The sequence below is a fragment of the Oceanobacillus senegalensis genome (assembly GCF_900176885.1).
GTDB classification, from domain to species: Bacteria; Bacillota; Bacilli; order Bacillales; family Amphibacillaceae; genus Oceanobacillus; species Oceanobacillus senegalensis.
Window position 1 is genome coordinate 3,242,265 of sequence record NZ_LT839648.1, and the last position, 18,697, is coordinate 3,260,961.

General features: G+C 39.1%; 17 protein-coding genes, 1 rRNA gene, 1 pseudogene and 1 other annotated feature. Of the genes and pseudogenes, 7 read left to right on the top strand and 12 right to left on the bottom strand.

Annotation, left to right across the window (positions count from 1 at the left end; translation table 11 throughout):
• The 8 genes from CAO17_RS15645 to CAO17_RS21455 form a co-directional block, all read right to left on the bottom strand.
• Nucleotides 1-184: SDR family NAD(P)-dependent oxidoreductase (locus CAO17_RS15645; protein WP_143833831.1), on the bottom strand; the 184-nt coding region annotated here is incomplete at its 3' end.
• Nucleotides 185-307: 123 nt separating this feature from the next.
• Nucleotides 308-625 (bottom strand): hypothetical protein, encoded by a 318-nt coding sequence (locus CAO17_RS15650; RefSeq protein WP_085992650.1) that lies wholly within the window; start codon nucleotides 623-625, stop codon nucleotides 308-310.
• A gap of 248 nt (nucleotides 626-873) precedes the next feature.
• Complete coding sequence (locus CAO17_RS15655; RefSeq protein WP_085992651.1) at nucleotides 874-1,164, bottom strand: HesB/YadR/YfhF family protein; 291 nt, start codon at nucleotides 1,162-1,164, stop codon at nucleotides 874-876.
• Between the two features lie 349 nt (nucleotides 1,165-1,513).
• A complete protein-coding gene (locus CAO17_RS15660; protein ID WP_085992652.1) occupies nucleotides 1,514-2,035 on the bottom strand; it encodes a peroxiredoxin family protein in 522 nt (173 codons plus the stop codon).
• A gap of 84 nt (nucleotides 2,036-2,119) precedes the next feature.
• Complete coding sequence (locus CAO17_RS21450) at nucleotides 2,120-2,449, bottom strand: hypothetical protein (RefSeq protein ID WP_218775554.1); 330 nt, start codon at nucleotides 2,447-2,449, stop codon at nucleotides 2,120-2,122.
• Nucleotides 2,450-2,457: 8 nt separating this feature from the next.
• The gene (locus CAO17_RS15665; protein WP_085992653.1) at nucleotides 2,458-2,769 is read right to left on the bottom strand and encodes a hypothetical protein; all 312 of its coding nucleotides are present in this window, start codon (nucleotides 2,767-2,769) and stop codon (nucleotides 2,458-2,460) included.
• Nucleotides 2,770-2,954: 185 nt separating this feature from the next.
• Nucleotides 2,955-3,069 (bottom strand): 5S ribosomal RNA (rrf, locus tag CAO17_RS15670).
• Between the two features lie 71 nt (nucleotides 3,070-3,140).
• Nucleotides 3,141-7,274: a sequence feature (most likely nonfunctional fraction of RNA operon), on the bottom strand.
• The gene (locus CAO17_RS21455) at nucleotides 5,677-5,943 is read right to left on the bottom strand and encodes a hypothetical protein (RefSeq protein ID WP_218775516.1); all 267 of its coding nucleotides are present in this window, start codon (nucleotides 5,941-5,943) and stop codon (nucleotides 5,677-5,679) included. It overlaps the preceding feature by 267 nt.
• A gap of 837 nt (nucleotides 7,275-8,111) precedes the next feature.
• Between CAO17_RS21455 and CAO17_RS15685 the strand changes: the two are divergent.
• The 6 genes and pseudogenes from CAO17_RS15685 to CAO17_RS15710 all read left to right on the top strand — a co-directional run.
• Nucleotides 8,112-9,029 (top strand): annotated as a pseudogene (locus CAO17_RS15685) (ATP-binding cassette domain-containing protein); the annotation flags it as partial.
• A 208-nt stretch (nucleotides 9,030-9,237) separates the two neighbouring features.
• Complete coding sequence (locus tag CAO17_RS15690) at nucleotides 9,238-9,969, top strand: ABC transporter ATP-binding protein (protein ID WP_085993560.1); 732 nt, start codon at nucleotides 9,238-9,240, stop codon at nucleotides 9,967-9,969.
• Nucleotides 9,966-10,730 carry an ABC transporter permease gene (locus tag CAO17_RS15695; protein WP_085993561.1) on the top strand — a complete coding sequence of 255 codons (765 nt, stop codon included), beginning with the start codon at nucleotides 9,966-9,968 and terminating at the stop codon, nucleotides 10,728-10,730. Before CAO17_RS15690 ends, CAO17_RS15695 begins: the two co-directional genes overlap by 4 nt.
• Nucleotides 10,731-11,011: 281 nt before the next feature.
• Complete coding sequence (locus CAO17_RS15700; protein WP_085993562.1) at nucleotides 11,012-11,446, top strand: MarR family winged helix-turn-helix transcriptional regulator; 435 nt, start codon at nucleotides 11,012-11,014, stop codon at nucleotides 11,444-11,446.
• The gene (locus tag CAO17_RS15705) at nucleotides 11,443-12,378 is read left to right on the top strand and encodes a ring-cleaving dioxygenase (protein WP_085993563.1); all 936 of its coding nucleotides are present in this window, start codon (nucleotides 11,443-11,445) and stop codon (nucleotides 12,376-12,378) included. The genes CAO17_RS15700 and CAO17_RS15705 overlap by 4 nt, the downstream gene beginning before the upstream one ends.
• Before the next feature lie 30 nt (nucleotides 12,379-12,408).
• Nucleotides 12,409-13,005 carry an alpha/beta hydrolase gene (locus CAO17_RS15710; protein ID WP_085993564.1) on the top strand — a complete coding sequence of 199 codons (597 nt, stop codon included), beginning with the start codon at nucleotides 12,409-12,411 and terminating at the stop codon, nucleotides 13,003-13,005.
• Nucleotides 13,006-13,454: 449 nt separating this feature from the next.
• Here the strand turns inward: CAO17_RS15710 and CAO17_RS15715 are convergent, their stop codons facing one another.
• From CAO17_RS15715 to CAO17_RS15725, 3 genes are all read right to left on the bottom strand, one after another.
• Nucleotides 13,455-14,411 carry a calcium/sodium antiporter gene (locus CAO17_RS15715; protein ID WP_085993565.1) on the bottom strand — a complete coding sequence of 319 codons (957 nt, stop codon included), beginning with the start codon at nucleotides 14,409-14,411 and terminating at the stop codon, nucleotides 13,455-13,457.
• A 118-nt stretch (nucleotides 14,412-14,529) separates the two neighbouring features.
• Entirely contained in the window at nucleotides 14,530-15,606 is a 1,077-nt protein-coding gene (locus CAO17_RS15720; protein ID WP_085993566.1) for an LLM class flavin-dependent oxidoreductase, read from the bottom strand.
• 63 nt (nucleotides 15,607-15,669) lie between these two features.
• Nucleotides 15,670-16,530: a VOC family protein gene (locus CAO17_RS15725; protein WP_085993567.1), complete on the bottom strand. Its 861-nt coding sequence runs from the start codon at nucleotides 16,528-16,530 to the stop codon at nucleotides 15,670-15,672.
• Between the two features lie 236 nt (nucleotides 16,531-16,766).
• Between CAO17_RS15725 and CAO17_RS15730 the strand changes: the two genes are divergently transcribed.
• Nucleotides 16,767-17,540 (top strand): DUF3891 family protein, encoded by a 774-nt coding sequence (locus CAO17_RS15730; RefSeq protein WP_085993568.1) that lies wholly within the window; start codon nucleotides 16,767-16,769, stop codon nucleotides 17,538-17,540.
• 27 nt (nucleotides 17,541-17,567) lie between these two features.
• On the opposite strand, the gene CAO17_RS15735 is transcribed toward CAO17_RS15730, so the two are convergent.
• Entirely contained in the window at nucleotides 17,568-18,662 is a 1,095-nt protein-coding gene (locus CAO17_RS15735) for a mechanosensitive ion channel family protein (protein ID WP_085993569.1), read from the bottom strand.
• Nucleotides 18,663-18,697 lie beyond the last annotated feature (35 nt).

Genomic DNA, 18,697 nt, shown 5'->3' on the forward strand with positions numbered 1-18,697 from the left:
GAAAATACAAGCAGGTTACAGAGAAATCTTCCTTTATTTCTTTACTAATTTTCTCCAATTTATCGGAAGACCGAGCTAATAAAATTGGGGTTGCTCCCTTTTCAGCGACCTTTCTAGCAACCTTTTCTCCAATTCCTGAAGATGCCCCTGTAATCACAATCGTTTTATTCTTTAGTTTTTTCATACAACACCTCAATACATTTAAAACCACTTATTATGATATCAAACCATTTGATATTTGATAAAATGATACAAAAAAAATTAGCCTTTATCTTTTTAAAGAGAAAGACCGAATATTCCTACTTGATTAATGGCAGATTCCTAGATTAAAAGCAGCAATTTTAAGTTGCGAAAAAATAGTAAATCCCCAGATAAAAATTCCTACACCATGAATGATGTACCATTTGTATATTTTTTTAAATTTAAGTATTGCGATTGCTATAGCTGAAATAAATGTGAAAATAGTCGTCAAACCTAACATTGCTGTAAAAGTGGAAGTCCAGTAAAAGTTATGGAAAGCTGGAATAACTGTAATGGGAGTATAAAATGTAACGAAGTAATATATTCCTATCCCCCAAGAAATAATCATAAAACCGAACAGCAGGTATATCGAGTATTTTTTCATAGCTCCCCCTTATCAATACCAAGTAATTCAATAAGTTTATTTATGAATATTTTATTCATATAAAGAATAATTGTCAACCTTTCTTTCGTTATATATTGTATGTTCTTTAAACAAAAGAAACGTTTTATAGTTTTTTAGAGCAAAAAAAATGAATTTAGGTAACTATACCTAAATTCATTTAAGTTCTTCTTATTAATTTAAGTTTATAATTTAAAATAACTCTATTCATCGAAGAAGTATCAGTGAAACTAACTTTCCTCAAAGAAGTATTCTGGTTCTCCTTTTCCTAATTGTACTTTCATATTATATTCATCCAGGAACCAAGCATCTTTTTCATTAAAGTAAAATGTAATTCCTTGAACTTCTTGTTGAATAGCAATTTTTCCGTTCTCTCCATAGGAAATTCCTAAGAAATAATTTGGGTGGACAGTTGGTATACCACCATATATTTTTAAGAAAAACTGAACCATGTCACCTTTTTCCAGGCCCATTTCTTCAATGAACCATTTTGCTGCTTCCTCATTTACTTGTAATTTCATGTTCACACCTCGACTGTTCAATTGTTAAGTAAACTATTATATATCCTCTTCTTATTCTAACCTTTTAAACATCATGATACTAGAAATTCAGTTTTGTTTCCTTCATTTCTTTTACCCGTTTTGAACAAGTTCGTAAATATATAGGTATGAAAACAGACAACAATGCATAATACAACTGGTTCTAAAATAATAAAAAAGAAATGTAATGTAAAGCAGAGTATTTGATGAAATTTCTAAAGATCAAAAATTGATAAATCATCAAAATAGCAAGTTCCGGAAAAGAGTTTAAAATAAGTTTCTATTATCAATGACAATGGTTCGATTACACATTAACTTTCCTAATTAAGGATTAGTTCATGTTCTCAAATTCCTGTACCATTTTGTCATAATTCATTGCACCAATTGCTTTATGCTGTATTCTTCCTTCTGAATCAATCAAGTACGATGTAGGGTATGCATTAACCTCAAACATACTTGCCACTTCATTTTCTACATCCATTGGAATGGGAAAACTTAATCCGTACTCTTTCACGAAATCAATAACAACCTCATCATTTTTTTCTGTTGATCTTAAATTAACTGCTAAAATGACTACATCTTCCTTTTCATATAGTTTCTGCATATCTGGCATTTCTGCACGACAAGGTGGGCACCAAGTAGCCCAGAAATTAATCATAACCCGTTTTCCGCGATAATCAGATAAACGAACGTTTTCTCCATCTAATGTAGTTAGTTCAAAGTCTGGGGCAATATCTCCTTCTGTATTTCCTACTTCTCCTGATCCCAGTCCATTTTCTTTAGAAAGCACAAAATCATAAATTGCCCATCCAAGCATAGCTGCAATAATTAATATAAGAACGGTCTTTTTCATATCTATTCCTCCAATTCTGTCCCAACTAGCTAATCATTTTTTTAAGTGAATTCAAGTAAAATGGTCTACACTAGCTATAACCCATTACTTAACATTCCTCTTCCTATAATTGTTTAAAATGATGATACATAACGAAATAGTATAAGGGATGATAAACCAAAGCTCCATCCTATAACCAAAAACCGTCACATATGGTTGAATAAATGATAGGATAATTAACCCTAGTGACCAGCAGATTAATTGAAATAAGATGAGGTACTTAAAGGAAGCCCAACCCTGAATAAGAAATAATACAATTAATAAAAAGCCAGAAACAACCATATATCCCAGGCCATATTCCTTATTGTTCCATAGTAACTGAAAGAATTCATAGATAAACGAAGCAATTAAAAATAGTTGAATAAAGGAATGCAAAAATACGGTTATATCGATTTCCTTTCTCTATTCTTATAATAAAGTAGAATGGTAAAAAGTACTATAGCAATATAAAAGGCATCTTTACTACTGGGATATGCCAATACTGCTACGGGATCATTGACGAACGTGAATAAATTTAGCAATATTTTTCCAATCCAAATAAAGATAACGATATCAATCAGTTGCGATACTATTTCTTTTATATGGATCCACTTCTCATCCTTAGTTAGGCTACTCATCATATAAAATACAATTATACCTATAAGAAAAGAGCTAACAAGAACAAGAATAGATAATAGATTACTGGCTACTGCCATGAACGAGTTCCTCCATTAAATATTTCCTCTATATTAACATACATGTCAATCGCTAAAATTTCATGAAAGTTGCTTAAAAAATAAGAAGTAAGCTCTAAGTTATGACAAATATATGACAAAAAAGGCAATAAGTAATATACAAAAAAAGACATAATACAATATTTTGTATCATGTCTTTCAAAATTGCCTAGCAACGTCCTACTCTCGCAGGGGTTAACCCCAACTACCATCGGCGCTGGAGAGCTTAACTACTGTGTTCGGCATGGGAACAGGTGTGGCCTCTCCGCCATTATCACTAGACCTATGTATTTAATTTAAGGTTTGCACCTTGAAAACCAAATAAGAGCTAATCTCTGACATCCTTTAAGAAGTTAGTTAAGTCCTCGATCGATTAGTATTCGTCAGCTTCACGTGTCACCACGCTTCCACCTCGAACCTATCTACCTCATAGTCCCTGAGGGATCTTACTCACTTAGAAGTGATGGGAAGTCTCATCTTGAGGGGGGCTTCATGCTTAGATGCTTTCAGCACTTATCCTTACCATACGTAGCTACCCAGCTATGCTCCTGGCGGAACAACTGGTACACCAGCGGTATGTCCATCCCGGTCCTCTCGTACTAAGGACAGCTCCTCTCAAACTTCCGGCGCCCACGACGGATAGGGACCGAACTGTCTCACGACGTTCTGAACCCAGCTCGCGTACCGCTTTAATGGGCGAACAGCCCAACCCTTGGGACCGACTACAGCCCCAGGATGCGATGAGCCGACATCGAGGTGCCAAACCTCCCCGTCGATGTGAACTCTTGGGGGAGATAAGCCTGTTATCCCCGGGGTAGCTTTTATCCGTTGAGCGATGGCCCTTCCATGCGGAACCACCGGATCACTAAGCCCGACTTTCGTCCCTGCTCGACTTGTAGGTCTCGCAGTCAAGCTCCCTTCTGCCTTTACACTCTGCGAATGATTTCCAACCATTCTGAGGGAACCTTTGGGCGCCTCCGTTACCTTTTGGGAGGCGACCGCCCCAGTCAAACTGCCCGCCTGACACTGTCTCCGAACCGGATCACGGTCCTGGGTTAGAAGGTCCATACAGCCAGGGTGGTATCCCACGGATGCCTCCACGTAAGCTGGCGCTCACGCTTCTGAGGCTCCCACCTATCCTGTACAAGCTGCACAGACATTCAATATCAGGCTACAGTAAAGCTCCACGGGGTCTTTCCGTCCTGTCGCGGGTAATGCGCATCTTCACGCATAGTATAATTTCACCGGGTCTCTCGTTGAGACAGTGCCCAAGTCGTTGCACCTTTCGTGCGGGTCGGAACTTACCCGACAAGGAATTTCGCTACCTTAGGACCGTTATAGTTACGGCCGCCGTTTACTGGGGCTTCGGTTCTAAGCTTCGGACCAAAGGTCCTAACTCTTCCCCTTAACCTTCCAGCACCGGGCAGGTGTCAGCCCCTATACTTCGCCTTTCGGCTTCGCAGAGACCTGTGTTTTTGCTAAACAGTCGCTTGGGCCTATTCACTGCGGCTCTATCTCTATAGAGCACCCCTTCTCCCTAAGTTACGGGGTCATTTTGCCGAGTTCCTTAACGAGAGTTCTCCCGCTCACCTTAGGATTCTCTCCTCGCCTACCTGTGTCGGTTTGCGGTACGGGCACCTGTGATCTGGCTAGAGGCTTTTCTCGGCAGTGTGAAATCCGGAACTTCGGCTATAGTTGCCTCCCCATCACAGCTTGAAATGGCCAGACGGATTTGCCTATCTGACTTTCTCACTGCTTGGGCGCACACGTCCATCGGTGCGCATTCCTTATCCTACTGCGTCCCCCCATCACTCATAACGATCACGAGGTGGTACAGGAATATCTGCCTGTTGTCCATCGCCTACGCCTTTCGGCCTCGGCTTAGGTCCCGACTAACCCTGAGAGGACGAGCCTTCCTCAGGAAACCTTAGGCATTCGGTGAAAGAGATTCTCACTCTTTTTTCGCTACTCATACCGGCATTCTCACTTCTAAGCGCTCCACCAGTCCTCACGGTCTGACTTCACAGCACTTAGAACGCTCTCCTACCATTGTCTAAAAGACAATCCACAGCTTCGGTGATACGTTTAGCCCCGGTACATTTTCGGCGCAGAGTCACTCGACCAGTGAGCTATTACGCACTCTTTAAATGATGGCTGCTTCTAAGCCAACATCCTGGTTGTCTAAGCAACTCCACATCCTTTTCCACTTAACGTATACTTTGGGACCTTAGCTGGTGGTCTGGGCTGTTTCCCTTTCGACTATGAACCTTATCACCCATAGTCTGACTCCCAAGTCTAAGTAGCTGGCATTCGGAGTTTGACTGAATTCGGTAACCCGATGAGGGCCCCTAGTCCAATCAGTGCTCTACCTCCAGTACTCTTTCCTTGAGGCTAGCCCTAAAGCTATTTCGGAGAGAACCAGCTATCTCCGTGTTCGATTGGCATTTCACCCCTACCCACACCTCATCCCCGCATTTTTCAACATACGTGGGTTCGGGCCTCCTGTCAGTGTTACCTGACCTTCACCCTGGACATGGGTAGATCACACGGTTTCGGGTCTACGACCGCATACTCATTCGCCCTGTTTAGACTCGCTTTCGCTGCGGCTTCGTGTCTTCCACTTAACCTTGCATACGATCGTAACTCGCCGGTCCATTCTACAAAAGGTACGCCGTCACGCGTAAATGCGCTTCGACTACTTGTAGGCACACGGTTTCAGGTACTCTTTCACTCCCCTTCCGGGGTACTTTTCACCTTTCCCTCACGGTACTGGTTCACTATCGGTCACTAGGGAGTATTTAGCCTTGGGAGATGGTCCTCCCGGATTCCGACGGAATTCCACGTGTTCCGCCGTACTCAGGATACACTCCGGAGAGAATTCTCTTTTGACTACAGGGCTGTTACCCTCTTTGGCTCATCTTTCCAGATGGATTCGTCTAAAGAATTCCTTTGTAACTCCATGTGGAGTGTCCTACAACCCCAGAGAGCAAGCTCTCTGGTTTGGGCTGTTTCCGTTTCGCTCGCCGCTACTTGGGAAATCGCATTTGCTTTCTCTTCCTCTGGGTACTGAGATGTTTCAGTTCCCCAGGTATGCCTCTTGTGCCCTATGTATTCAGACACAAGTCCTGTTCCATTACGAACAGTGGGTTTCCCCATTCGGAAATCTCCGGATCAAAGCTTACTTACAGCTCCCCGAAGCATATCGGTGTTAGTCCCGTCCTTCATCAGCTCCTAGTGCCAAGGCATCCACCGTGCGCCCTTATTCACTTAACTAANTCCCCACCTTCCTCCGGTTTGTCACCGGCAGTCACCTTAGAGTGCCCAACTGAATGCTGGCAACTAAGATCAAGGGTTGCGCTCGTTGCGGGACTTAACCCAACATCTCACGACACGAGCTGACGACAACCATGCACCACCTGTCACTCTGTCCCCGAAGGGAAAATCCTATCTCTAGGAGTGTCAGAGGATGTCAAGACCTGGTAAGGTTCTTCGCGTTGCTTCGAATTAAACCACATGCTCCACCGCTTGTGCGGGTCCCCGTCAATTCTTTTGAGTTTCAGCCTTGCGGCCGTACTCCCCAGGCGGAGTGCTTAATGCGTTAACTTCAGCACTAAAGGGCGGAAACCCTCTAACACCTAGCACTCATCGTTTACGGCGTGGACTACCAGGGTATCTAATCCTGTTCGCTACCCACGCTTTCGCTCCTCAGCGTCAGTTACAGACCAGAGAGTCGCCTTCGCCACTGGTGTTCCTCCACATCTCTACGCATTTCACCGCTACACGTGGAATTCCACTCTCCTCTTCTGTACTCAAGTCCTCCAGTTTCCAATGACCGCTCACGGTTAAGCCGCAAGATTTCACATCAGACTTAAAAGACCGCCTGCGAGCGCTTTACGCCCAATAAATCCGGACAACGCTTGCCACCTACGTATTACCGCGGCTGCTGGCACGTAGTTAGCCGTGGCTTTCTGGTTAGGTACCGTCAAGGTATGATCAGTTACTATCATACTTGTTCTTCCCTAACAACAGAGTTTTACGATCCGAAAACCTTCTTCACTCACGCGGCGTTGCTCCGTCAGACTTTCGTCCATTGCGGAAGATTCCCTACTGCTGCCTCCCGTAGGAGTCTGGGCCGTGTCTCAGTCCCAGTGTGGCCGATCACCCTCTCAGGTCGGCTACGCATCGTCGCCTTGGTGAGCCTTTACCTCACCAACTAACTAATGCGCCGCGGGCCCATCTGTAAGTGACAGCCGGAGCCGTCTTTCAAACTCTCCATCATGCGATGAAAAGTATTATCCGGTATTAGCTCACGTTTCCGCAAGTTATCCCAATCTTACAGGCAGGTTGCCCACGTGTTACTCACCCGTCCGCCGCTCGTTCCACTAACATCACCCCCGAAGGGGATCCGTTAGCTTCCCGCGCTCGACTTGCATGTATTAGGCACGCCGCCAGCGTTCGTCCTGAGCCAAGATCAAACTCTCCAAAAAAGTTTGAGTCATGATTGACACCAATCAATCATGAATACATTCTTAGCTTCAAAAATTGATTCAGGGATTCAATCATCATTGACCAAAATGCCGGCCTCCGATTAATCTCTGACATATGTTTTGTTTCATACTGGTTGTTTTGTTCAGTTTTCAAAGAGCAAATATTGTTTCGCTTTTTTCAAGCGACTTAATTAATATAACATTCGTCAGGGTTGTTGTCAAGACTTTTTTATTTTCGAATAAAATAAATAGAGAAAACATTTTATTGCAACTTCTACTCCAATAAAGATCAACATCTTTTTGCTAAACGTTTAAAATAAATTCCTTAACCGTTCCAATCGGAGCAACGAGATTAATATTACTATCATTTACAGTGAAAGTCAATACTTTTTATTTTTATTATGTACTATCTCTCCAGTTATATTACTATAAATTATAATACTCTTTATCATTAGAAGATAACGCATTAGACATATAAGCTTTCATTTCATATAATAAAAGTAATTAAAATACGGAAGGGTGAACAATAAGATCATGAAAAACTAATCCTATTTTCAGAATACATTCGGTATAGTGGCACTCACATAGCAGATATTTTCTCCCTATTTTGCATGCCCTCATACTGAATCATTTCAGAATAGGATTGGTATTTATTTCACCTATAGGAAAATTGGTGTTCGTTTTAGCCTTTAATGCCTTATTACACTAGTGTAAATAGGAAACATTCTTCTATTTGTAATAGTGGCTTTCTCCCTACTTAACACTGCCTCCTATTCTGAAAAAATAGGAGGCTTTTTTCGTCTCCTTCACTATGAAGAAATGGGGAGGATATAATAAATGCTTTTAGAAATAAAGAACGTAAAGTACGAGATCAAGAATAGGATACTAATTGATGCAGAACACCTGCGAATTCAGCGAAATGATCGGATTGGCTTAATCGGACGGAATGGAAGTGGGAAAACAGCCCTATTAGAAATACTTGCTGGAGTAAGAGAACCTACTAATGGAACAATAATTTCCAGGTCCACAATCGAACTGCTGCCACAGCTCAAAAAGTTTAGTACTAATAAAAGTGGTGGAGAAATTACACAGGAATATATTAATCAATCACTTGCAAAAAATACTGAAGTCCTTTTAGCCGACGAACCTACAACCAACCTGGATACAGATCATATTGAAAAACTCAAATCTCAGCTGACAAAATGGAATGGAGCAATTATCCTTGTATCCCATGACCGAGGTTTTTTAGATGCAATCTGTAATCAAATTTGGGAAATCAATGATTCTAATATAACTGTATATAAAGGAAATTACTCTGATTTCATGGAACAAAAACAGTTGAAAATTAAAAAACAGGAAAATGCTTATCAACAATATTTAAAAAAGAAAAGACAACTAGAGAATGCATTAGAAATAAGAGAACAAAAAGCACAGCGTGCCACGAAAGTGCCAAAAAAGACCAGTTCTTCAGAAGCTAAAATTACCGGGGCCAAACCCTACTTTGCTAAGAAACAAAAGAAACTACAACAATCTAAAAAGTCAATTGAGACGCGGTTGGAAAAACTCAGTAAGGTGGAGAAAGTGAAAGAGTTACCGCCCATCAAAATGAATCTGCCGCATGAAGAAACATTTAAAGACAGGATTGTTATTAGAATTGAGGATGTGGAAGGTATGGTTGGTGATCGTCTATTGTGGAATCGCGCTACCTTTCATATTAAAGGTGGAGGAAAAATAGCGATTATTGGCAAAAATGGAGTACTGAGTAAGCTCAGCTTAGAACCATCTGATGAATTAGAACAAGAATTTCAAAAACTGATCTCACAAAAGCGCAAAGTCCAAAATAACAGAGACTAAACTATTATAACACCCTGCTCCCGTTTCATTTGTGCATAATTCTAGCAACCAAATAGAAAATAACAGATAATGAACACTGTAAATAAAATACATTAAGGAGGGAATGTCCATGACAACAACCTATGATTCAATTATCCAATTAAAAAATGTAACTTTCTCTGACCGTGGAGAGCCTATAATTAAAAATATAACTGGCTCATTCCTAGAAGGAAAAATCACAACCCTTGTCGGTCCTTCAGGTGCTGGTAAGACGACCCTCTTTCGGTTATGTAATGGACTTATCTCTCCTGATTCTGGAGAAATCATCATTAAAGAAAAGCCAATTGACCAATATGAACCAACGGAATTGCGGCGAAAAGTTGGACTTGCCCTGCAAAGTGCGACAATGATCAATGGAACAGTATTTGAGAATTTGTCATTACCACTGACATTAAAGGGAGAAGCATTATCTAAAGAATACGCAAACGAATTATTAGAAGATGTAGCTTTAGGTAAAGAATACTTAAACCGTAATGTAAAGGATTTATCCGGTGGGCAAAAGCAGAAAGTATCCATTGCTCGGACGTTAGTTAACCATCCTAAGATTCTATTACTTGATGAGATTACTTCATCCTTAGACCGAATATCTCAACAGGATATTGAAGAGCTAATCCAAAAGGTAAATGAAAAATACGGTACCACCATCATTTGGATTACCCATAACCTAGAACAAGCTCTAACCATCGGCGACTATACATGGGTCATGATGGCTGGGCAGCTAATCGAATCCGGTGAGAGTAGTATTTTGAATCACCCAAAAGATGAGAGAGTAAAACGTTTTGTGAAGGGGGATATGGAATGAGCTATCTAACATTAACATTATCCCTTGTATTCGTACTTATCCCAATTATCCTATCAAAAACATTAAATTTAGGGTTAGAAAAAGATACCATTATTGCTACGACTCGTTCTATTATTCAATTACTAGCGGTGGGATATGTACTGCAGTTTGTTTTTGACGCTGAGAACATGATTTACATCCTTTTAATGATCATTTTAATGATTTTTGCAGCCGTTCAGAACGCACGAAAAAAAGGGGCTTCCATCAAGGGCATCACTTGGAAATTAGTTGCAACCTATGTGATAGTGGAAATACTAACTCAGGGTATATTACTTGGATTCGATATTACTCCTGCAACCGCCCAATACATTATCCCTATTAGTGGTATGATGATTGGAAATTCGATGGTACTCTCCATTCTCTTTCTTAACCGTTTCACTGCAGAGGTCGAATCACGTGAAGATGAAACAGAGCTCATCCTTTCATTAGGGGGCACACCCAAACAAGCTATTCACAAACAACTGATTACTTCTATACAAGCTAGTACGATACCAACCATTGAAAGTCAAAAAACTATTGGGCTTGTTCAGCTTCCCGGAATGATGAGCGGACAAATTATTGCAGGTGCCGATCCCGTTCAGGCTGTTCAGTTCCAATTACTTGTTTTATTCTTACTTCTAACAGCAGCCGTTGTCACTAGTGTGATTCTTGGATTTTTATCCTATCCAAGCTTGTTTAACAACAAGATGCAAATGGTCAAAATAGAAGAAAATAAGAAATGAGTTGATAGGGTTCCCTATAGAAATAAGGAGGCTGGGATAAAAGTATTTTCCAACGCAAAACCCGAACATGATTGGTGCGAAAAGCCCTCTCCGGGAAATATTTGCTATTTAGTGTATTGTTCGTCTTTTGAATTACACTTAATTATGTCCAAGCCTCTTCCCCCTTTCTTACTACCTTAACACTCCGTCCATTGACATTCCCATTTTTATTTTGTATATTATATTTAATTAATAATATCGTAATTCATAATATGTGATTGTTAATCAAGGAGGTTAAAGAAATGAGCGAAAACCTAGCTTTAAAAGCATTCGTTGTATTGCTAAAGGCTAATAAAACGTTAGAAGAAGTTACTAAAAAAGATATAAGCGATCATGGTATGCGTACTTCAGATTTCACTATTATGGAGGCTCTTTATCATAAAGGACAACAAACGATTAAACAAATCTCAGAAGCAGTATTAATTAATACAGGCTCTATCACCTATGTTATTGATAAGCTGGAGAAAAAGGGCTTATTAGAAAGAAGCCCTTGTAAAGAGGACCGTCGAGTCGTTTATATCCAACTAACTAAAAAAGGGAAAGATTTAATGGCAGAGATTTTCCCACTGCATCAGAAAGTGATTGAGGAAGTATTTGAAGATATATCGGATGAGGAAAAAAGGGTCATCATTGATGTATTAAAAAGGGTTGGCAAGAAAGGTGAGCAAATGAAATGAAAAAGACAGCCGGAATTCACCATATAAGCGCAATTGTTGGTCATCCACAGGAAAATGTTGATTTTTATGCAAGTGTATTAGGTTTACGGTTAATCAAAAAAACGATAAACTTCGATGACCCAGAAACTTATCACTTATATTTTGGAGATGATATGGGAAATCCAGGTACAATTATTACATTTTTCCCGTGGGCTGGTGGCCAAAAAGGCAGAATTGGGGATGGGCAGGTAGGGGTTACTTCCTATGCCGTTCCAAAAGGATCATTAGGATTCTGGGAAAACCGATTAAAAAAATATGAGATTGTCTACACAAAAGAATCACGATTCGGTGAAACCTACTTACAGTTTGACGATGCTCATGGATTACATCTTGAACTTGTGGAACGAGAAGAAGGTAAGCAAAACCCATGGACATTTAGTGATATAACACCGGAATTAGCGATAAAGGGGTTTGCCGGTGCTGTTCTTTACTCCTCTAAACCGGAAGAAACCACTCAATTACTAGAGGAAAAAATGGGCCTTGAAAAAGTGGCTACAGAAGGAGACTTCACTCGTTTCCGGTCTTATGGAGAGATTGGAAATATCATCGACGTAAAAATCACACCAGGTATTCGTGGTTTAATGGGGGTTGGCACAGTCCATCATATTGCGTGGCGAGCGAAGGATGATGCCGATCAGCTTGAATGGCAAAGTTATTTAAGAGAAAATAATTACGGCGTCACTCCTGTTAAGGACAGAAATTATTTTAATGCTATATACTTTAGAGAACACGGTGAGATTTTGTTTGAAATTGCTACAGATCCTCCAGGTTTTTCCATCGATGAGCCCTATGAAAAATTAGGACAGGAACTAAAGCTACCAAAACAATATGAGAAATTCCGAACATACCTTGAAAACTCACTATTTCCAATTGAAATAAAACCAAATGTCTGATCACTCAAATAATAGAGAGGAGAATTTAGAATGAAGCATATTTTTCAGGAAGGTAAGGATACAAGCAAAACATTATTACTTCTTCATGGAACGGGTGGAACCGAGCAAGACCTTCTTCCACTAGCAGAGATTATTGACCCTAATGCGAATGTCTTAAGTGTTCGTGGAAATGTTTTGGAAAATGGTATGCCTCGCTTCTTCAAACGCTTAGCTGAAGGGGTATTTGATGAAGAGGATTTAATTTTCCGTACGAAGGAGTTAAATGAGTTTTTAGATGAAGCTTCTAATAAGTATGGATTCGACAGAAATAACATGACTGCTATCGGCTATTCGAATGGAGCTAACATCGCAGCAAGTTTGATGTTCCATTATGAAGATGCGTTAAATGCTGCTATTTTGCACCACCCAATGGTACCAAGAAGGGGTATTAATTTGCCTGACCTTACAGGCAAGAAGGTGTTTATTGCAGCTGGGACGAATGACCCTATCTGCCCAGCTACCGAATCGGAGGAACTGAAAACCCTCTTAAAAAATGCTGGTTCCGAAGTAGAACTACATTGGGAAAATAGAGGACATCAATTAACTATGGATGAAGTAAAAGCAGCAAAAGAGTGGTATTCAAATTAAAACCGAGGCTGGGACATAACTAATGTGTCTAACTCAAAAAGCGAACAATGCACTAATTAGCGGAGAAAATATACGTAGACTCCTCGAAAATAAAGTGCAATTTTCTTCGTGCGATGCTTTGCTGCCGTAGCGTTCCTTGTCCTACGGGATGAGAGGCCTAGGTGAGACACCATAGTGCGTTAGCACGAAGGTGGCTCATCAGCCGCCCTAAGGTGCGCGAAGTATATTTCCGGAGCGGCTTTTCGCACCAACCGTTCGGGTTTTGTGTTTAAAAATTACTTTTGTCTCAGCCTCATTTTATTGCTTGATTGGAGTTGAGGGTAGCTAGACTACTGAGGATGGCAAGGACTGATAAGGTATTTACTGAAACGGACTGCCGTTATGAAATCAACACACACCAATTTAATGCATACTTTCTTTCAACTGAAAAAAGCTTACAAACATTCCTACTAATTTCTCAATATAATATAAGTTAAGTAGCCCACATATAGCATGGCTAAAATAAAACCTTCCCTTTTTCCGATTCTAAAATTTGTTCTAGAAAAAACAAAAAGCACAATTGTTAAGATTATCATGATATAAACATCAATAAAAACCTTCGCATTTACTGCTAATGGACTGATAACCGAAGAAGCGCCAAGTACAAATAAAATATTAAAAATATTACTTCCAACTATATTACCTAGTGCGATTTCACTTTCCTTTTTCAATGCTGCAGCTACAGAAGTTACTAATTCAGGCAATGAGGTTCCAATAGCAATAATGGTTAATCCTACTAACGTTTCACTCATCCCCCATCGATAAGCAATTTCTGTACCATTGGAAACAACCATTTCGCCACCAATAATAATTCCAGCTAATCCTAATATCGTAATTAGAATATTCTTTCCCCATGTTACATCATTAGGAACCGTTTCACTTGACATATTGTTTCGACTCTTGAGTGCTACCTCAATGACATAGTACATAAAAATGGATAGAAATAAGAGAAAGATAAGTCCATCACTACGGGTAATAAAATTATCACTTAATCCTTCTAGCGTGATATCGCTCATTACAATCAATAAGGCTGTACTAGCTAATAAAGTAAAAGGTATTTCTTTTCGAATCGTTTCCGTTTCAACTTTTAACGGAAATATAAATGCCGCAATCCCAATGACGAAGGTTAAATTAAATATATTACTCCCAATGACATTACCAAGGGAAACATCTGCACTTCCTTCCATAGCCGCAATAATACTAACTGTTGCTTCTGGTGAGCTAGTTCCAAAGGCTACAATCGTCAACCCAATTAGAATAGTAGGAACGCGAAGTAGTCGAGCAATACTGGAGGCACTGTCCACAAAAAAGTCGGCACCTTTAATGAGGAAAACAAACCCAATAAATAACCAGACATATGCTAACATTTTCATTCCAACCTTTTATTATTTTCGTTTACAATTCCCATTTTACTCTATTTCTATTGTATACATTCTATTTTAATCTTAAGATATTGTTAAAAAAAGGCTGTCCACAGACAACCTTCTATACCTCCAATAATGATTTACTTGTTTCGCGACGGATGACCGGAGCAACCTCTTTTGCAAGTAGTTCAATGGACCGTTCAACTTTATCAAAAGGAACACCACCTACATCCATTTGCAGCATAAAACGCCTATGACCAAATATCTTATATTGATATAGTATCTTTTCAATAATCTCTTCTGGACTTCCAATGAACATCACACTTTGTGGTTCTGTCATTTTCTCAAAGGCTTTCCGAGTTATATTCGTTTCTATTCCTTTTTGTTTATTCATATACTCTGTATAGCCTGCATAATGTGGATAAAAATCATCTATGGCACTTTCTTTCGTATGAGCAATGTAACCATGTCCGGTTATTCCAATTGGCAATTCGGCTTTACTAAATCCTGCTGATTGCCCCTTATTTTGATAAGCTTCGACCAATGGTGCATATCTAGAGTGAGTTCCACCTATCATGGCAATTGTTAGGCCAAGACCATATTTCCCTGCCCTTTCAGCACTTACAGGGCTCCCTCCTACTCCAATCGAAATAGGAAGTTTCTTTTGATATGGACGTGGTGCAATTTCAGAATCATTTAATGGTGAACGAAATTTGCCATTCCAGGTGACTCGTTCATTTTCGTTTAATTCCATTAAAAGTTTTAAATGTTCTTCAAAAATTTCATCATAATCATCTAATCGGTACCCAAACAATGGAAAGGATTCCGTAAAGGCACCCCTTCCTGCTATAATCTCGGCACGCCCATTCGATATTAAATCTAAAGTGGAAAAGTCTTCGAATAACCTTACAGGATCAACCGTGTTTAGTACTGTTGTTGTACTGGTTATCTTAATATTCTTCGTAGCTTGTGCAATGGCAGACAATACCATTTGCGGATTAGAAACTGCATAATCAAGCCGATGATGTTCCCCAACTCCAAAAATATCTAATCCTAATTCATCGGCAAGTTTTGCAGCTTCTATAATTTCATATATCCGTTGTTTAGCACTGATTACCTCGCCAGTATAAGGGTTCGCTACCATATCTCCCAAGGTATAAATACCAATTTCAAATGAAGTTTCATGATGTGTAACCATTATCTTTTCTTCCCTTCAATTAAATGGGGTGGCTTTATTTACCATACCCTCTGTACCTTTATTTTAGCCTATCCTTAGCTGTATTACATTTCCTGAAGGATCCTCTGTAATAAAGCAACCTTGCCCTTCTCTAACAGAGGCACCTACTTGTTCTAAATTTTTAATTACTTTTTTCCTTTTTTCTTCGTCAGGGAATATTAAAGTAAACCAATTCATTCCAACGCTATTTTTGGCTGGTGCTTTAGCTCCCACACCATTCCATACATTTAAACCAATATGGTGATGATAGTTATTAGTAGAAGTGAAAAGTGCTCCTGGATACCTTGTTACAATATTAAACCCTAATCCATTCATATAAAACTTTTCCGTCTGCTCTAAATCAGCTACATGTAAATGGATATGACCCATTACTGTATCCTCCGGCATCCCCTGCCAATCTTTATTTGATTCTGCTAATAGACTGTCTCCATCTAATGGAACGGTTGCCATTTCCACTTGGTTATCAATCCAATTCCATTCGGAAGCTGGTCTATCTCGATACACTTCAATCCCATTTCCGTCCGGATCATCAAAATATAATGCTTCACTCACATAATGATCAGAAGCCCCTAGACGAATTTGACGTCCTTTTGTTTGAATCAAGTGTTTTAAAAATGAAGAAAGATCCGCACGAGATGGCAGAAGAATAGCAAAATGATACAAACCAGTCGTTCTTCCCTCTTTCGGATAAACACCTTCTGGTTGTTCCAACGTTATAATTGGTGTTTTCCCATCCGCTGTTAATACCGCCTTCTGATTCGTTTGCTCCAATACTTTAAATCCCATAAAATTGTGATAAAAATCGAGTGATTTCTCCAAATTGGTTACATTTATATTAACTTGCCCGACGTAAATCGACGGCTTTTGAAAGAATTTCTTTTCCATTCTTATTACCCCTTTTCTTATTAGCATCTTATTTCTTTATATTTTTTATCCATTCCATTATATAATAAGTTATAATTATTTACCTGATTACTTTTAGTAAGTATAATTTATAACCATCATCATTGTCAATATCTAAAGGTCGTTTAGTTGATTATTCATGCAAAAAAGTGGGAAAATATAACTAACGGAAATCTAAAGTAAACATTATCGCATATACTTTATTAAGGGGGGATCTCATGATTGTAAGGGAAGAGAAAGATCATTTTGTCATGATTGAGCAAGACAATCATGCTATTCTATCTAGTGAAATCATGGCAAATTGGAAAGAGGATTTATTCCTAGGAAAAAAGAAAAAGGATTCTGTTCTATTTGCAATCAAGTACCATGACTATGGCTGGAAATACTTTGATAAACAACCATTTTGGAATGATCGGATTAAAGCACCTTACACCTTTTCCGACTTTCCTTTATCACCAAAAACAATTGTATATACACATGGTATTAATGAAGTTCAAAAACATGACCGTTATGCGGCTTTATTATGTAGTGAACACTATGCCCAATTTTTAGAAGACGAGCGTGCTGTAGATGCAAGGAGGTTTGTCCAACAAGAAAAAGAACGACAAAAGCAGATATTATTGGAGCTTGGAGAAATAAATGAGAGCTTGTTTCAGTTCCATTATGGCTTATTAAAGTTCGGAGACGGCTTATCTCTATATCTTTGTATAAATGAGCCAGCAGTATCTCAAGAAAATGTTCATTCCTTTTTTCAGAAAGGCATAGAATTACCTACTCATTTACCAAGTTTGGATGAGACAAGGCTTTCCTTAGATTGGTATGACAAACAAACTGTTTTTCTGGATCCTTTTCCATTTAAAACTTCTATAACAATCCGTATTCCACAAAAACGTATATTAAAGAAAGACATTCATGAGAAGGGACTTGTATCTAGCTATGAACAAGCTCCATATGAAGAAGTAGAGATTTATTTGAAGTCTAAAGCAATATAAGAAAAAAGAAGCTTGAAGAAGCTTCTTTTATGACTGCTGTCTTATAGGAGTTTGATTATCACTCAAGTCATCCGACTCCACATATAATTTTCTAGCAGGACGAGCAAATTCTGCTCCCTCTTCGTTCACAATATCTAAAATCTTGAAATTTATTTCTTCTTTGACGTCTAGGTATTCACCCCAAACAGTCGTTTTCGTAAAGAAGTATAGAAGGATATCTAGACTGCTGTCATTGTAATTATCGAATGAAACGAAGATGGTCTCCTGATGAATCTCTTCATGTGTTTTTAATACGTTTTCGATTCTTTGAACAATGGATTGTATTTTTTCTTTCGGCGTTTCATAGGTTAAAGCTAAATTAAAAGTAATTCGGCGTTTTCCCATTTTACTCCAGTTGGTAATCGGTTCATTCGCCAATTGCGCATTCGGCATAGACACCACTGCATCTGCAAAAGTTCGAATCTTTGTACTTCGAAATGTAATATCTTCTACTGTCCCTTCCACACTTGGTGTCAAAATCCAATCACCTATGGTAAACGGCTTTTCGGAAATAATGACAATTCCACCGAGGAAATTGGCTAGTGCATCCTTTGCGGCTAAAGAAATAGCCAGTCCACCTAACCCCAAACCAGCAATAAACCCTTCAATATTATAATCAAATTCCTGAAGAATAACCGTTAATGCAATGGCAACAATAATAAATTGGAGGGTCCTGGATAGCAGTGGAATAAGAATTTCATCAATTTTTATATCCGTTTTATCATTTATTTTTCTGAATAACGTTGATGATTTGGATGATAATCTCACTAATCCCCATGCGATGAGAAAAATATACGAAGCACTCATGAAGCTTTCAAAACCTTCATTCGCATGGTTTAGATATGGATAATACCTAACTGCAATGTATAAACCGATAAGCGTAAACATCCATTGAACCGGCTTTTCAAATGCCAGCAATAGATTAGATAGAAAATCAATTTTAGTCTTTCTCGCTAATCGGAGTATAATCGCAAATACGTACTTTGCAAACAATTTACGAAATAGAATAAACAACAGAAATATTCCAATTGCTATCCCTAGTTGTATTAAATGTTCATATGATATAAATAACTCCCACGTCATAAATTTCAAAACCTCCTACGAATTTCAGATAATAT

What these genes read in the sequence shown, in the direction of transcription:
- CAO17_RS21455 (WP_218775516.1), bottom strand. Translation starts at nt 5,943, where the DNA reads ATGGGGAAACCCACTGTTCGTAATGGAACAGGACTTGTGTCTGAATAC.
- CAO17_RS15650 (WP_085992650.1), bottom strand. Translation starts at nt 625, where the DNA reads ATGAAAAAATACTCGATATACCTGCTGTTCGGTTTTATGATTATTTCT.
- CAO17_RS15720 (WP_085993566.1), bottom strand. Translation starts at nt 15,606, where the DNA reads ATGGTTACACATCATGAAACTTCATTTGAAATTGGTATTTATACCTTG.
- CAO17_RS15730 (WP_085993568.1), top strand. Translation starts at nt 16,767, where the DNA reads ATGATTGTAAGGGAAGAGAAAGATCATTTTGTCATGATTGAGCAAGAC.
- CAO17_RS15695 (WP_085993561.1), top strand. Translation starts at nt 9,966, where the DNA reads ATGAGCTATCTAACATTAACATTATCCCTTGTATTCGTACTTATCCCA.
- CAO17_RS15715 (WP_085993565.1), bottom strand. Translation starts at nt 14,411, where the DNA reads ATGTTAGCATATGTCTGGTTATTTATTGGGTTTGTTTTCCTCATTAAA.
- CAO17_RS15705 (WP_085993563.1), top strand. Translation starts at nt 11,443, where the DNA reads ATGAAAAAGACAGCCGGAATTCACCATATAAGCGCAATTGTTGGTCAT.
- CAO17_RS15665 (WP_085992653.1), bottom strand. Translation starts at nt 2,769, where the DNA reads ATGGCAGTAGCCAGTAATCTATTATCTATTCTTGTTCTTGTTAGCTCT.
- CAO17_RS15710 (WP_085993564.1), top strand. Translation starts at nt 12,409, where the DNA reads ATGAAGCATATTTTTCAGGAAGGTAAGGATACAAGCAAAACATTATTA.
- CAO17_RS15690 (WP_085993560.1), top strand. Translation starts at nt 9,238, where the DNA reads ATGACAACAACCTATGATTCAATTATCCAATTAAAAAATGTAACTTTC.
- CAO17_RS15735 (WP_085993569.1), bottom strand. Translation starts at nt 18,662, where the DNA reads ATGACGTGGGAGTTATTTATATCATATGAACATTTAATACAACTAGGG.
- CAO17_RS15725 (WP_085993567.1), bottom strand. Translation starts at nt 16,530, where the DNA reads ATGGAAAAGAAATTCTTTCAAAAGCCGTCGATTTACGTCGGGCAAGTT.
- CAO17_RS15660 (WP_085992652.1), bottom strand. Translation starts at nt 2,035, where the DNA reads ATGAAAAAGACCGTTCTTATATTAATTATTGCAGCTATGCTTGGATGG.
- CAO17_RS15655 (WP_085992651.1), bottom strand. Translation starts at nt 1,164, where the DNA reads ATGAAATTACAAGTAAATGAGGAAGCAGCAAAATGGTTCATTGAAGAA.
- CAO17_RS15700 (WP_085993562.1), top strand. Translation starts at nt 11,012, where the DNA reads ATGAGCGAAAACCTAGCTTTAAAAGCATTCGTTGTATTGCTAAAGGCT.